15 protein-coding genes and 1 riboswitch are annotated in these 13,205 nt (G+C 69.8%); of the genes, 4 read left to right on the top strand and 11 right to left on the bottom strand.

The window, feature by feature from the left end:
- Positions 1-3: 3 nt before the first annotated feature.
- A complete protein-coding gene (locus BM109_RS23870) occupies positions 4-819 on the top strand; it encodes an ABC transporter permease (protein WP_093348104.1) in 816 nt (271 codons plus the stop codon).
- A 125-nt stretch (positions 820-944) separates the two neighbouring features.
- On the opposite strand, the gene BM109_RS23865 is transcribed toward BM109_RS23870, so the two are convergent.
- From BM109_RS23865 to pqqA, 6 genes are all read right to left on the bottom strand, one after another.
- Positions 945-2,573, bottom strand: coding sequence for a peptide chain release factor 3 (locus BM109_RS23865; protein WP_057590743.1), 1,629 nt, complete (start codon positions 2,571-2,573; stop codon positions 945-947).
- Positions 2,574-2,651: 78 nt separating this feature from the next.
- Positions 2,652-3,809 carry a pyrroloquinoline quinone biosynthesis protein PqqE gene (gene pqqE, locus BM109_RS23860; protein ID WP_256222744.1) on the bottom strand — a complete coding sequence of 386 codons (1,158 nt, stop codon included), beginning with the start codon at positions 3,807-3,809 and terminating at the stop codon, positions 2,652-2,654.
- Complete coding sequence (gene pqqD, locus BM109_RS23855; RefSeq protein ID WP_093348099.1) at positions 3,806-4,081, bottom strand: pyrroloquinoline quinone biosynthesis peptide chaperone PqqD; 276 nt, start codon at positions 4,079-4,081, stop codon at positions 3,806-3,808. The genes pqqE and pqqD overlap by 4 nt, the downstream gene beginning before the upstream one ends.
- Entirely contained in the window at positions 4,078-4,824 is a 747-nt protein-coding gene (pqqC, locus tag BM109_RS23850; protein ID WP_093348096.1) for a pyrroloquinoline-quinone synthase PqqC, read from the bottom strand. The genes pqqD and pqqC overlap by 4 nt, the downstream gene beginning before the upstream one ends.
- 52 nt (positions 4,825-4,876) lie before the next feature.
- Positions 4,877-5,797 carry a pyrroloquinoline quinone biosynthesis protein PqqB gene (pqqB, locus tag BM109_RS23845; RefSeq protein ID WP_093348094.1) on the bottom strand — a complete coding sequence of 307 codons (921 nt, stop codon included), beginning with the start codon at positions 5,795-5,797 and terminating at the stop codon, positions 4,877-4,879.
- A 97-nt stretch (positions 5,798-5,894) separates the two neighbouring features.
- Positions 5,895-6,197, bottom strand: a complete 303-nt coding sequence (gene pqqA / locus BM109_RS41515) for a pyrroloquinoline quinone precursor peptide PqqA (protein WP_218159414.1) — start codon at positions 6,195-6,197, stop codon at positions 5,895-5,897.
- Here pqqA and BM109_RS23835 point away from each other — a divergent pair.
- Positions 6,183-7,118: an alpha/beta fold hydrolase gene (locus BM109_RS23835; protein WP_218159413.1), complete on the top strand. Its 936-nt coding sequence runs from the start codon at positions 6,183-6,185 to the stop codon at positions 7,116-7,118. The two genes, pqqA and BM109_RS23835, sit on opposite strands and share 15 nt — an antisense overlap.
- Here BM109_RS23835 and BM109_RS23830 read toward each other — a convergent pair.
- From BM109_RS23830 to BM109_RS23810, 5 genes are all read right to left on the bottom strand, one after another.
- A complete protein-coding gene (locus tag BM109_RS23830) occupies positions 7,094-7,711 on the bottom strand; it encodes a GNAT family N-acetyltransferase (protein ID WP_057590749.1) in 618 nt (205 codons plus the stop codon). The two genes, BM109_RS23835 and BM109_RS23830, sit on opposite strands and share 25 nt — an antisense overlap.
- A complete protein-coding gene (locus tag BM109_RS23825) occupies positions 7,708-8,784 on the bottom strand; it encodes an alpha/beta fold hydrolase (RefSeq protein ID WP_093348089.1) in 1,077 nt (358 codons plus the stop codon). The genes BM109_RS23830 and BM109_RS23825 overlap by 4 nt, the downstream gene beginning before the upstream one ends.
- The gene (locus BM109_RS23820) at positions 8,781-9,239 is read right to left on the bottom strand and encodes a hypothetical protein (RefSeq protein ID WP_093348086.1); all 459 of its coding nucleotides are present in this window, start codon (positions 9,237-9,239) and stop codon (positions 8,781-8,783) included. The genes BM109_RS23825 and BM109_RS23820 overlap by 4 nt, the downstream gene beginning before the upstream one ends.
- Before the next feature lie 66 nt (positions 9,240-9,305).
- A complete protein-coding gene (gene phaP, locus BM109_RS23815; RefSeq protein ID WP_093348084.1) occupies positions 9,306-9,803 on the bottom strand; it encodes a TIGR01841 family phasin in 498 nt (165 codons plus the stop codon).
- Positions 9,804-10,001: 198 nt separating this feature from the next.
- A complete protein-coding gene (locus tag BM109_RS23810; RefSeq protein ID WP_093348081.1) occupies positions 10,002-10,670 on the bottom strand; it encodes a hypothetical protein in 669 nt (222 codons plus the stop codon).
- A 150-nt stretch (positions 10,671-10,820) separates the two neighbouring features.
- A riboswitch (S-adenosyl-L-homocysteine riboswitch) is annotated at positions 10,821-10,889 on the top strand.
- Positions 10,890-10,959: 70 nt separating this feature from the next.
- Between BM109_RS23810 and ahcY the strand changes: the two genes are divergently transcribed.
- Both ahcY and BM109_RS23800 read left to right on the top strand, forming a co-directional pair.
- Positions 10,960-12,399 carry an adenosylhomocysteinase gene (ahcY, locus tag BM109_RS23805; protein ID WP_093348078.1) on the top strand — a complete coding sequence of 480 codons (1,440 nt, stop codon included), beginning with the start codon at positions 10,960-10,962 and terminating at the stop codon, positions 12,397-12,399.
- A 9-nt stretch (positions 12,400-12,408) separates the two neighbouring features.
- Positions 12,409-13,197, top strand: coding sequence for a TlyA family RNA methyltransferase (locus BM109_RS23800; protein WP_093348076.1), 789 nt, complete (start codon positions 12,409-12,411; stop codon positions 13,195-13,197).
- The last annotated feature ends 8 nt before the right edge of the window (positions 13,198-13,205 follow it).

Here is a 13,205-nt window from a genome sequence, read left to right as displayed (position 1 = left end):
CGCATGAGCAGGTCCCCGGGATCGATCGCGCTGTTCCTGCGGCTGGTGAAGGCCTCGGTCGGCGCGCAGGCGCGCTACCCGGCCTCGGCGCTGATGCTGACGGTGGGCCAGTTTCTCGTCACCGGCATCGAGGTGGTCGCGGTCTGGGCCATGTTCCACCGCTTCGGCGAGGTGCGCGGCTGGACCCTCGGCGAGGTCGCGCTGTTCTATGGCCTGGTCAACTGCATGTTCGCGCTGGCCGATGCCCTGGGCCGCGGCTTCGACGTGCTGGGCACCGAGTTCCTGCGCAGCGGCGCCTTCGACCGTCTGCTGCTGCGCCCGCGCCCGCTCGCGCTGCAGCTCATGGGCCACGACTTCCGCATCAGCCGCATGGGCCGGCTGCTGCAGGGGCTGGCGGTGATCGGCTTCGCGACCGCGCAGGCCGGCATCGCCTGGACGCCCGAGGCCGTGGCCGTCGCGCTGTTCGCGCTGGCCGGCGGCGTGGCGCTGTTCCTCGGCATCCTGGTGCTGCAGGGCACGCTGGCCTTCTGGACCGTCGAGAGCCTGGAGATCGCCAATGTGCTGACCTATGGCGGCGTGCAGGCGGCGCAGTATCCGCTGGCGCTCTACGCGCGCTGGTTCCGGCGCCTGCTCACCTTCGCGGTGCCGCTGGCCTGCGTGGCCTATTACCCCGCGCTGCTGATCCTCGGGCGGCCCGATCCGCTCGGCGCGCCGCACTGGGTGGGCTGGGTGTCGCCGCTGGCGGGCTTCGTCTTTCTCGCGCTGGCGTTCCGCGTCTGGGGGCTGGGCTTGAGGCACTACGCCTCGACGGGCAGTTGAATTCGGACTTCCGGACGCGAAGAACGCGAAGGTTTCGCGAAGGGCGCGAAGAAAACCTTTTTGTTTCTCTTTGGCGTCCTTCGCGAAACCTTCGCGTCCTCTGCGTCCGGCTACCTGCTTCCGCGTTATCCCGCGCTCTGCAGCGCCAGCCCCGCGTGTTCGCGCAGCGGGTGGAAATGGATCTTCGGGAAGCGCTCCTGCGCCAGCCGCACGTCGTAGGGCGAGGTGCACAGGAAGGCCAGCGTGTCGGCCGCGTCCTTGGCCATGCGCTGCGGATAGGCGTTGACGAACTCGCGCAGCTCGGCCGGCGTGTCGGCCGTGATCCAGCGCGCGCCGGTGTACTGGCAGCCCTCGAGCCGCACGTCGGCGTCGTACTCGGCCTTCAGCCGGTGCTGCACCACTTCGAACTGCAGCTGGCCGACCGCGCCCAGCAGCATCGGGCCGCCGATCTCGGGACGGAACACCTGGATCGCACCTTCCTCGCCGAGCTGGGCCAGGCCCTGCTGCAGCTGCTTGGTGCGCAGCGGGTTCTTGAGGATCACGGTCATGAACAGCTCGGGCGCGAAGAAGGGCAGCCCGGTGAACTGCAGGCTCGCGCCGTCGGTGATGGTGTCGCCGAGCTGCACGCCGCCATGGGTGGTGAAGCCCACGATGTCGCCCGCGTAGGCTTCCTCGACCGCCTCGCGGCGCTGGCTCATGAAGGTCACGACGCTGGTGGGGCGCAGTTCCTTGGCGGTGCGCTGCACCTTCAGTTTCATGCCCGGCGTGTACTTGCCCGAGGCCATGCGCACGAAGGCGATGCGGTCGCGGTGGTTGGCGTCCATGTTGGCCTGCACCTTGAAGACCACGCCCGCGAAGTCCTTGTCCTCGGGCTGGATCTCCTTCGTCACCGGCTGGCGGTTGACCAGCGTGGTGCTGGTGCGCGATTGCGGCGAGGGCGCGAGGTCGACCAGCGCGTCGAGCACTTCCATCACGCCGAAGTTGTTCACGCCCGAGCCGAAGAACACCGGCGTCTGCTTGCCGGCGAGGAAGGCCTCGCGGTCCCAGGTCGGCGATGCGCCGGTGGCGAGCTCCATGCTGTCCATCGCGGTCTCGAAGTCGGCGCCGAAGCGCTTGGCGAGCGTGTCGCGCTCGCTCAGGGGGATGGTCTCGAAGTCCTGCGGCAGGCGTTCGCTGCCCGACTCGAACACCGTCATGGCCTGCGTGCGCAGGTTCATGATCCCGCGGAAGCTCTTGCCCTGGCCCACGGGCCAGGTCATCGGCACGCAGGGCATGCCGAGCTCGCGCTCCACCTCGTCGAGGATGTCGAGCGGCTCGCGCACTTCTCGGTCCATCTTGTTGACGAAGGTGATGATCGGCGTGTCGCGCTGGCGGCAGACCTCGATCAGGCGCCGCGTCTGCGCTTCCACGCCGTTGGCCGCGTCGATCACCATCAGCGCCGAGTCGACCGCCGTGAGCACGCGGTAGGTGTCTTCCGAGAAGTCCTTGTGGCCGGGCGTGTCGAGCAGGTTGATCACGTGGTCGCGATACAGCATCTGCATCACCGACGAGGCCACCGAGATGCCGCGCTGCTTCTCGATCTCCATCCAGTCGGAGGTCGCGTGGCGCGAGGCCTTGCGCGCCTTCACCGAGCCGGCGATCTGGATCGCGCCGGAGAACAGCAGCAGCTTCTCGGTCAGCGTGGTCTTGCCGGCGTCGGGGTGGGAAATGATCGCGAAGGTGCGGCGGCGGCGGGTTTCGGAGGCGAAAGACACGGTAGGGCCAGGTAGAAGGGGTCGGTCGGGCGAACCGGCGATTGTCGCAGGTCACCCCGCGGACCGCACCCCTGCCCCTCAGTTGTGCCCGTGGGGCAGCGACAGCGCGTCGTCGGCCGCGACGAAGCGCCGCGAGGCCTTCGGATCGCGAAACACCAGCGGCTGCGCGGGCAGCTCGCCCGCGTCGGCGCGGCGCACCGCCTCCAGCACCTCGCCGTGCGCGGGGCTCTTGGCGCACACCGGGTCGGCCGCCGCGGCGTCGTGCGCCAGCATGTAGGCCTGGCAGCGGCAGCCGCCGAGGTCGCGCTCCTTGTGCTCGCAGCTGCTGCAGGGCTCCTTCATCCAGCCGGTGCCGCGGTAGCGGTTGAAGCCGTCCGAATCGCGCCAGGCGCTGCGCACGCTGGTCTCGCGCAGGTTCGGGAATTCGAGGCCCGGCAGCATGCGCGCCGTGTGGCAGGGCAGGGCGGTGCCGTCGGGCGCGACGGTCATGAACATGCTGCCCCAGCCGTTCACGCACTTCTTGGGCGCGGCCTCGTGGTAGTCGGGCGCCACGAAGAAGATCCGCATGCGGCCGTCGAGCTTGCGGCGCCAGGCCTCGGTGGCGGCCTCTGCTTGGCGCATCTGCTCGCGCGTGGGCAGCAGGTGGGCGCGGTTCTCGCGCGCCCAGGCGTAGTACTGGGTGTTGGCGAGCTCGAGGTACTCGGCGCCCATGGCCTCGGCCATCTCCACGATGCGGTCGATGTGGTCGATGTTGAGCCGGTGGATCACCACGTTGAGCACCATCGGCCAGCCGTTGGCCTTGATCAGGCCGGCCACCTTCTGCTTGAGGTCGAAGGTCTTCGTGTGCGAGAGGAAGTCGTTCATCTCGCGCGTGGAGTCCTGGAACGAGAGCTGCACGTGGTCGAGGCCCGCGGCCTTGAGCGCCGCCGCGCGCGCCTCGCTCAGGCCCACGCCCGAGGTCAGCAGGTTGGTGTAGTAGCCAAGGCGCCGGGCCTCGGCCACCAGCACCTCGAGGTCGTCGCGCAGCAGCGGTTCGCCGCCCGAGAAGCCGCATTGCACCGCGCCCAGTTCGCGCGCCTCGCGCAGCACGCGCAGCCAGTCCTCGGTGGGCAGCTCGTCGGCATGGCCGGCGAAGTCGACCGGGTTGTAGCAGAAGGCGCAGTGCAGCGGGCAGCGGTAGGTGAGCTCGGCCAGCAGCCACAGCGGCGGACCCGGCAGCGCCGCCGTCGCGCTCACTTCAGCACCACCCAGCGCTGCGCGAGCGCGATCTCGAGGAAGGCCAGCACCTCCTTGCCGAGGCCGGTGGTGTCGAAGCATTCCTCGAGGTCGAGCACGATCGCGCGCACGTCGCTTTGGCCGTCGCAGCGCTTGAGGATCTCGCCCGCGCTCTGGTTGAGCTTGACCATGCCCTCGGGGTAGAGCAGCACGTGGCAGTCCTGCGCGGGCTCCCACTGCAGCCGAAAGCCGTCGGCGATGCCGGGCCGGCTGTCGAGCGTGGGCGCGCTCATGCGGCACCTCCCTCGGCGGCCGGTGTCACGCCATAGGCCAGCGCCATCGCATCGTTCATGGCCCAGAGGATGTCGAGCTTGAACTGCAGGATGTCGAGCGCGCGCTCCTGCTGCGCGCGCGTGGCGAAGTGCTCGAGCGTGAGCGCCAGGCCCTGCTCGACGTCGCGCCGCGCCTGGCTCACGCGGTTGCGGAAGTAGGCGAGGCCGCCGGGCTCGATCCACGGATAGTGCTCGGGCCAGCCGGCCAGCCGCTGCTTGTGGATCTCGGGCGCGAACAGCTCGGTCAGCGAGGAGCACACGGCCTCCTGCCAGGGCGCGCGGCGCGCGAAGTTCACGTAGGCATCGACCGCGAAGCGCATCGCGGGCGTCACGTGGCGCAGGTCGACGATCTCCTCGCGCGCCAGGCCGGTCGCGATGCCGAGGCCGATCCAGGCCTCGATGCCGCCGGGGTCGTCGCCGCTGCCGTCGTGGTCGACGATGCGCTGCACCCAGCCGCGCCGCACCTCGCGCACGGGGCAGTTGGAGAGGATCGCCGCGTCCTTCACCGGAATCGCGATCTGGTAGTAGAAGCGGTTCGCGGCCCAGCCGCGCACCTGCGCGGGCGTGGCGCGGCCCTCGTTGAGCATGCGGTTGAACGGATGGTGGATGTGATAGGCCTTGCCCCTGGCGCGCAGCTGCGCCTCGAACTCGGCGTGGCTCCAGGCCGGCTCGCCGCTGGGCGCGCGTGGCGGCGCGAGGGAGATGTCGATGAGGGCGATGATGGGCTCCTGGGTCCTGGCGGTTCGTTCGTCGTGCTCAGAGCACGATCTCCATGCCGTCGAAGGCGACCTCGATGCCGCGCCGGTCGAGCTCGGCGCGCTCGGGCGAGTCCTCGTCGAGGATCGGGTTGGTGTTGTTGATGTGGATCAGCACCTTGCGCGTGCGCGCGGGCAGGTCGGCCAGCCATTCGAGCATGCCGCCCGGTCCCGACTGCGGCAGGTGGCCGATGCTGCGGCCGGTCTTGCGGCTGAAGCCCAGCGCGATCATCTCGTCGTCGCGCCAGAAGGTGCCGTCGACCATCACGCAGTCGGCCGCGCGCATCGCGGCATCGACCTCGGGGCTGTGCGCGCCGAGGCCCGGCGCATAGAAGGCGCTGCGGCCGCTCGCGGTGTCGGTCAGCGTGAGGCCGATGTTGTCGCCGGGCACGGGATGCTCGCGGTGCGGCGAGTAGGGCGCGGCCTTGCCGACCAGCGCGAGCGCGCGCAGCGCCAGGCCGCTCACGCCCGGCACCTCGAAGCCGCGGCCGTCGAGCGGCAGCTCGTGGTGCGCGACGCCGCAGAAATGCGAGAGCACGCGCAGGATCGGGTTGCCCTGCGTGAGGTCCTCGTGGACCGGCCCGGTGCACCACAGCGGCAGCGGCGCGCCGCGCTCGCGCAACATGTAGAGGCCGGTCGAATGGTCGACCTGCCCGTCGACCAGCACCACGCCCGCGATGCCGGTGTCGCGCGGGCCGCGCCCGGGCTGCAGCGCGGGCGTGGCCTTGATCTGTTCGAGGATGTCGGGCGAGGCGTTGACCAGCACCCAGTCATCGCCCACGTCGCCCTTGGCGCAGATCGACGACTGCGTGCGCGCGCGGGCGCGCACGGTGCCCGCGCGCAGGCCGGCACAGTTCGCGCAATTGCAGTTCCACTGCGGAAAGCCGCCACCGGCGGCGGCGCCCAGGACGCGGATGTGCATGCGGTGCAGCGCCGCGACGCGGCGCGAGAGAAGGGGGAAGGGAAAGCGAAACCGGCACGGACCGCCGAAGCGGGCCGTGCCGGAAAGGGCGTGGCGCTCAGCGCGCCGCCACGTACATCGTGATCTCGAAGCCGAAGCGGAAGTCGGTGGCTTGAGGGGTGGTCCAGGTCATGAAGTCTCCTTGAGGAATTCCATTCGCAGGCGAAGGTCGATGGACGCCTTCGGAAGCGGCGAAAGCGCGCTCCGCGGACAGCATACCCAGTTTGAGCAGGCCGCGCAGCGTGGTCGCGGCACCCGTCGTGGCGTGGGCGTGGTCCGACGGCGTAGCATCGGTTGCATGCTGGAGGCACTTGGTTCTACAGGGAATGGCACGGGCCGGCTGGACGTGGGCGAGGGTCATCGGTTGTACTGGGAGAGCACCGGTGCCGTCGAGGGTCGCGCCGCGCTCGTGCTGCATGGCGGGCCGGGCTCGGGCGGTTCGCCCGCGCTCGCGCGCGGCTTCGATCCACAGCGCTATCGCGTGGTCGCCTTCGATCAGCGCGGCGCGGGACGCAGCACGCCGCGCGGCGAGACGCGCCACAACCGCACCGAGCTGCTGATCGCCGACATCGAGGCGCTGCGGCGGCACCTGGGCATCGAGCGCTGGCTGGTGGTCGGCGGTTCGTGGGGCGCGACGCTGGCGCTGGCCTATGCGGCGCGCCATCCCGCGGCGGTCGACGGACTGCTGCTGCGCGGGCTGTTCGTGCCGAATGCCGCGGAGTTGCATTGGAGCTTCGAGGGCGCGCGCGCGAGCTATCCCGAAGCATGGTCGCGGCTGGCCGGCGCGGTCTCGCTGGCCGAGGGCGCGCCGTTGCTGCCCGCGCTGTGTCGCGTGTTCGCGGACGACGACCTCGCGCCGCAAGCGCGCGCGACGCTCGCCTGGCTGGCCTGGGAGCACGCGCAGGGCGGACAGTCCGGCGCCGCGCCCGAGCCGCAAGGCGATGCGCTGCAACGCGCGATCGATCGCTACAAGGTGATGGCGCACTACCTCGCGCACCGCTGCTGGCTCGCGGACGGCGACGCGGTGGCGTGGGGCGCGCTCGACGCGCTGCGCGACCATCCGGTGCTGTTCCTGCACGGCGAGCTCGATCTGACTTGTCGCCCGGCCGCCGCTCGAGCCGTACAGTGCCTGCTGCCCGCGAGCCGCTTCGAGACCGTGCCAGGCGCGGGCCACGATCCCTTTCATCCCGCGATGGCGCAACGCATGGCGCGCGCGCTCGATGCCTTCGCCGCGCAAGGCCGCTTCGACCCGCCGCCTCAGAACGCCTCGGTCACCCCGTAGGCCCGCATCTGCGCCTCGACCTGCGCGACGTCCTGGCACAGCACCACGAGGTCGTGCGCGCGGCCCTCGCGGTCCTTCACGTGCTTGCTCAGCAGTGCCTCGGGCCGGAAGCCCAGCGCCTGGAACACCGCGATCGCGCCGCGCTGGTCCACGGTCATCTGCGCCACCACCTTCTCGTGGCCCTGTTCCATCGCGAGCGCGCAGCCTTCCTGCGCGAGCTGCTGGCCCAGGCCGCTGCCGCGCAGGGCAGGCTCGACCAGCACGCGCAGCTCGGCCACGTGGCGCGACCACGAATGCGGATCGCGGATCACCGCCGCGCAGCCCAGCACCTTGTCGTCGCGCACCGCGAGCACGCTGTCGATGTCGCCGCGCGCGATGGCGCGCACCCAGGCATCCATCACCTTGGGCTGCGTGATGTCGCGCGGCAGGAACAGCAGGTCGTGCGTGGGCAGCGCCTGCGCGAAGGCCAGCACCGCGCCGGCATCGGCGGCGTCCATGCGGCGCAGCGCGATCTCGCCGTCGGCATGCGGCAGCGTGCGCGGATAGAGCCGGGTCGAACCCGGGTTCGTCGAGGTGTCTGCGGCATTCGTCATGTGGATCGCACTCCCAGCCATTCGTCGAGCTTCGGCCACAGCCGGCGCACCGCGTTCGGTCCCGCGGCCAGGCTCACATGGCCCCCCTTGAGCACCACCTCTTCCTTGTCCGCCGATCCGATGCCCGCGATCAGCGGCGCGCCCGCCTCATAGGGAACGATGTGGTCGTGCTGCGCGAGCGCATGCAGCACCGGCACCTCGATGTTGGCGAGGCGCACCGGCCGTCCGCCGATCGAGAGCTCGCCTTTCAGCAGCTTGTTGCCCCACATCAGCTCCTTCACGGTCTGGCGGAAATACTCGCCCGCCAGCGGCAGCATCTCGGCGCCCCAGCGGTCGAACATGCGGTAGGACTTGACGAACTCGTCGTTCGCCATGTTGTCCCACAGCTGCACCAGGCCCGCGCCGCGGCCCGCGGGGCGCAGCATGTCGAAGGAGGCGAACAGCATCTCGGGCGGCACGTTGCCCACGCCGTCGACCAGCCGGTCGACATCGAAATAACGGCGATCCGACCAGGCATGGAACATCGTCATGCGGCTGAAGTCGATCGGCGTGGTGAACAGCGCGAGGTTCTTCAGCGGCCCGCCCGGATGCAGCGCCGCGTAGAGCGTGGAGAGCACGCCGCCCATGCAGTAGCCGACGATGGTCACGTCCTCCTCGCCCGAGCGCTGCTGCACGCGGCGGATCGAGTCGGGAATGAAGTCGAGCACGTAGTCCTCGATGCGCAGCCGCTTCTCCTGCGGCCGCGGCGCGTTCCAGTCCATCATGTAGACGTCGTAGCCCTGCCGCAGCAGGTGCTCGACCATGCTCTGGCCCGGCGCGAGGTCGAGGATGTAGCCCTTGTTGGTGGTGGCCATCACGATCAGCACCGGCACGCGGTAGATCTCGTCGACCATCGGCCGGTAGTGGTAGAGGCTCAGCGTGCCGCGGCGATGGATCTCGTCCTTGGGCGTGAGCCCGACCGCGGGCGTGGCGCTGGTCAGGAAATCCAGGCCCTTGATGTTGCGCTGGATGGTGCGCTCGATCTCGGCGCGCAGATCGGGCAGCACCGGCAGTTCGGCGGCGGGCGTGCTCATGGGCGCGGGCGGCGGGTGCGGGCCGGGGACTTCGAGGCCTTGGCCGCTGCCTTCTTCGCGGGTGAGGGTGCGGGAGCGGGTGGCGTGGCCGCCATCGAGGGCGGCTGCTTCGTGCGCTTCGGCGCCGATGACTGCGGCGCCGGCGCTGGCGCAGCACCGCCCTCCTCGAGCTGCCGCGCGATCCGCGCCAGGTGGTCGTCGATGTGCTGCAGCTGCTCCGAGAGCGCCTGCAGGTCGGCGCGCGTGGGCAGGTTCAGCATCGTGAGCAGCCGCGCCATCAGGTCGCCGAGCGCCTTCTGCGCGCCCAGCGAGGCGTTCATGCCGCCATGCATGCCCTGTCGGAACGGATCGGAGGCCATGGCCTCGTTGGCGAACGCGTTGGTGCTCTTTTCCCATTGCGCGGTGAGCTCGCGCCAGATCGCCATGGGGTCGAGGGGAGAGGAGGACTGGGTCATGGCCGCACACCGAGGTTCGTCGTCGGAAGGCCGCGCCGTGCGCCGGCGCGGCGCCTGGGCCGCGCGCTACTTGCGCTGCAGCATCTTCGTGACCTCGTCGACGTTCGACTGGATGCGCTGGCGCACCACCTCGAAGGCATCGGCCTGCGACTTGGCCGCGAGGTTGGCGAGTTCCTTGATGTCGTCGACCGCGCGCTGGAACGACTGGCGGCCGAGCGCGTCGAGCTTGGCGAGGCTTTCCTTCGGGTCCTTGCCGGGGATGTCCTTGGCGGCGGCCTGCCAGTCGGTGATCGCGCTCTTGATCATCTCGGTCTGGCGCTGCACCACGGTCTGCAGGCCCTGGAACGACTTCTCGTTGGCCTGCATCAGCGCCTGCAGGTCCTTGCGTCCGCTGTCGAGCAGCTTGCTCGCGCCATCGGTCATGTTGAGGTTCTGCAGCCGCTCGGCCATGCCTTTGAGCGGGTTGAGCATGTCGGCCGCGCTCGGGGCCGCTTTTCTCTCGGCGCTTCCGCTGCTGCTGCTGGCAGTGGTCTTCTTGGCGGCGGCTTTCTTGGCAGTGGCCATGGTGCGGAATCTCCTGAGGACGTTGGACAAGATGGTGGCGGGACCGGCCGCGCACGCGCGTGGTCCGCCGCCACGATACGCCGCGGCGACCCTGCCGCGGCGATCGCGGCCGCGGATTTGCCTGGGGGATTTCCCGAAGGGATGGTGTGCGCCGCGGCACCGGCGCTCGCTGGAGCGCCGGCGGGTAGCGGCAACGGCTTACATCGGCGGCGTGAAGCCGTCGCGGCCGGCCACCACGCGCAGCGCGGTCGGCGTGCCGTTGCGCTCCTGCGCATTGACCAGCACCTTGGCGCCCGGCACCAGCAGCGCCTCGGTGCCCGCGCGGAAGGTCACGACCGGCACGTCGCGCGGCACGATCACGGTCTTCTCGCCGCCCTTGTAGGACAGGCGCAGCTGCTGCCCGCCGCGCACCGAGCGCGGCGCGGCTGCGAGGTCGGCCACGGTGGCATTGGTCATGGTGCTCTGCGGTTGCAGGTCCCACGGATAGTGACCCTCGCCGGTGCCGCGCGCGGCCTCGGGGAACACCACCACCTCGAGCGCCTTCTGCGTGCCGTCGGCCTGCGGCATCGCGGCGGTGCCGATGAAGCTGCCCTTCTTGATGTCGGACAGCTTGATGCGATAGACCTCCGACAGCGACATGTCCGCGGGCCGCGCGAGGCTCACGACCTCGCCGCCACGGTCCTTGACGACGAGCTTGCTCGCATCGGCGTAGACCAGCGTGCCGCGCACGCGCACCACGGGTTGCGCGGCCTGCGCCTGCTGCGCGAAGGACAGGCCCGGCAAGGTGGCGAGGCCGAGCAGGGCCGCCGTGCAGAGCGCGCGGCGCGCGGTGGGCGACGAGGGAAGGGAAAGACGGGATGAACGCATCGGAGGGGCTTTCGCGGAAAAGGAATGCAAGCAGCGTTGTACGCCTCGACTCTGAGCCCTGCATGACGCGGGGTGTTGGCGCGCCCTCGCGTTCCGTGATGTGGGAAGCCCCGGCCGTTGGCGCCCGTGTCCGGCACGTCTACAATCCGCCGCTTCCGAGGAGCGTTGCAGCGCCGCCAGGCGTGAGGCTCGGACCCATCGCAACCACGCTCATCCGCTGTTCTCGCGGTGAGTCTTTTTCCCCCGACGCAGTGGCCTCGTTCAAACACAGTTCTGGAGTTCACTTCACATGAGCGCTGTTCTCAAGCCCACCCCTGTTTCGTCCGCCGACCAGGCGATCGCCGACCTTTCGCTCGCCGCCTGGGGCCGCAAGGAAATCCGCATCGCGGAAACCGAGATGCCCGGCCTGATGGCCATCCGCGAGGAATTCGCCAAGAGCCAGCCGCTCAAGGGCGCGCGCATCACCGGCTCGCTGCACATGACGATCCAGACCGCGGTGCTGATCGAGACGCTGCAGGCCCTCGGCGCGCAGGTGCGCTGGGCCTCGTGCAACATCTTCTCGACGCAGGATCACGCGGCCGCCGCGATCGCCGCGTCGGGCACGCCGGTGTTCGCGATCAAGGGCGAGTCGCTCAAGGACTACTGGGACTACACCCACGCCATCTTCGACTTCGGCCCCAAGGACTCGAAGGGCGAAGGCCCGAACATGATCCTCGACGACGGCGGCGATGCCACGCTGCTGATGCACCTGGGCCAGCGCGCCGAGAAGGACCTGGGCGTGATCGCCAACCCGGGCAGCGAGGAAGAGCGCATTCTCTTCGCCGCGATCAAGGCCAAGCTGGCCGTCGATGCGACCTGGTACACGCGCAAGTCGGCCGAGATCATCGGCGTGACCGAGGAAACCACCACCGGCGTGCACCGCCTCAACGAGATGAGCGCCAAGGGCACGCTGCTGTTCCGCGCCATCAACGTCAACGACTCGGTCACCAAGAGCAAGTTCGACAACCTCTACGGCTGCCGCGAATCGCTGGTCGACGGCATCAAGCGCGCGACCGACGTGATGATCGCCGGCAAGGTGGCCTGCGTGGCCGGCTACGGCGACGTGGGCAAGGGCTCGGCCCAGGCGCTGCGCGCGCTGTCGGCGCAGGTGTGGGTCACCGAGATCGACCCGATCAACGCGCTGCAGGCCGCGATGGAAGGCTACAAGGTTGTGACGATGGAATACGCGGCCGACAAGGCCGACATCTTCGTGACCACCACCGGCAACAAGGACGTCATCACGCACGACACGATGGCGAAGATGAAGGACCAGGCCATCGTCTGCAACATCGGCCACTTCGACAACGAGATCGACGTCGCGTCGATCGAGAAGTACGAATGGGAAGAGATCAAGCCGCAGGTCGACCACATCACCTTCCCCGACGGCAAGAAGATCATCCTGCTGGCCAAGGGCCGCCTCGTGAACCTGGGCTGCGGCACGGGCCACCCGAGCTTCGTGATGTCGTCGTCGTTCGCGAACCAGACCATCGCGCAGATCGAGCTGTTCACCAAGCCCGACGCCTACCAGGCCGGCAAGGTCTACGTGCTGCCCAAGCACCTCGACGAGAAGGTCGCGCGCCTGCACCTGAAGAAGGTCGGCGCCATGCTCACCGAGCTGACCGACGCCCAGGCCGCCTACATCGGCGTGAGCAAGAACGGCCCCTACAAGCCGGACAGCTACCGCTACTGATCGCCGCGCATGCGAGCCGACCAGTTGCTGGTGGAACGCGGCCTCGCCGCCTCGCGCTCGCAGGCCGTGCGGCTTATCGCCGGCGGCATGCGCTGGCGCGATGCGGGCTCGACCGATGCGTGGCGTTCGGTCGTGAAGAACCGCGACGAGGTGCCCGAGTCGGCCGAGCTCGAGCTCGACGATGCGGCCGAGGCGCGCTATGTCTCGCGCGGCGGGCTCAAGCTCGAAGGCGCGCTCGAGGCCAGCGGCGTCGATGCCGCCGGCAAGCTGTGCCTCGACGTGGGCCAGTCGACCGGCGGCTTCACCGACTGCCTGCTGCAGCGCGGCGCCGCACGGGTGGTGGGCGTCGACGTCGGCCACGGGCAGCTGCATGCGAAGCTGCGCGAGGACGCGCGCGTGCTCGCCATCGAAGGCGTCAATGCGCGCGCTCTCTCGGCCGACGACCTGCAGGAAGAGGGCGAGGAGCCCTTCGACGAGCGCTTCGACCTGATCGTCGGAGACCTGTCGTTCATCTCGCTCACGCTGGTGCTGCCGGCGGTGGTGCAGTTCCTCGCGGACGACGGCCAGCTGCTGATGCTGGTCAAGCCGCAGTTCGAACTGCAGCCGGGCCAGGTCGGCAAGGGCGGCATCGTGCGCGACGCGGCGATGTACGAGATCGTCGAGAAGCGCCTGCGCGATGCCTGCGCCGCGCTTGAGCTGCGCGTGCTGCGCTGGTTCGACAGCCCGATCGCCGGCGGCGACGGCAACCGCGAGTTTTTTATTCACGCCGTGCGCGCGACGGGCGCGGGCGGTTCCTAGGAGACGCA

The sequence above is a fragment of the Variovorax sp. PDC80 genome, from assembly GCF_900115375.1.
Classification (GTDB): Bacteria; Pseudomonadota; Gammaproteobacteria; order Burkholderiales; family Burkholderiaceae_C; genus Variovorax.
The sequence above is the reverse complement of the archived record's forward strand: the minus strand, read 5'-3'. Positions and strand labels throughout refer to the sequence as shown.

Bases quoted from the DNA above. Each gene is read 5' to 3' on its own strand.
- BM109_RS23870 (WP_093348104.1), top strand. From the start codon at position 4: ATGAGCAGGTCCCCGGGATCGATCGCGCTGTTCCTGCGGCTGGTGAAG.
- pqqD (WP_093348099.1), bottom strand. From the start codon at position 4,081: ATGAGCGCGCCCACGCTCGACAGCCGGCCCGGCATCGCCGACGGCTTT.
- pqqB (WP_093348094.1), bottom strand. From the start codon at position 5,797: ATGCACATCCGCGTCCTGGGCGCCGCCGCCGGTGGCGGCTTTCCGCAG.
- pqqA (WP_218159414.1), bottom strand. From the start codon at position 6,197: ATGACCCTCGCCCACGTCCAGCCGGCCCGTGCCATTCCCTGTAGAACC.
- BM109_RS23830 (WP_057590749.1), bottom strand. From the start codon at position 7,711: ATGACGAATGCCGCAGACACCTCGACGAACCCGGGTTCGACCCGGCTC.
- BM109_RS23825 (WP_093348089.1), bottom strand. From the start codon at position 8,784: ATGAGCACGCCCGCCGCCGAACTGCCGGTGCTGCCCGATCTGCGCGCC.
- BM109_RS23820 (WP_093348086.1), bottom strand. From the start codon at position 9,239: ATGACCCAGTCCTCCTCTCCCCTCGACCCCATGGCGATCTGGCGCGAG.
- phaP (WP_093348084.1), bottom strand. From the start codon at position 9,803: ATGGCCACTGCCAAGAAAGCCGCCGCCAAGAAGACCACTGCCAGCAGC.
- BM109_RS23810 (WP_093348081.1), bottom strand. From the start codon at position 10,670: ATGCGTTCATCCCGTCTTTCCCTTCCCTCGTCGCCCACCGCGCGCCGC.
- ahcY (WP_093348078.1), top strand. From the start codon at position 10,960: ATGAGCGCTGTTCTCAAGCCCACCCCTGTTTCGTCCGCCGACCAGGCG.
- BM109_RS23800 (WP_093348076.1), top strand. From the start codon at position 12,409: ATGCGAGCCGACCAGTTGCTGGTGGAACGCGGCCTCGCCGCCTCGCGC.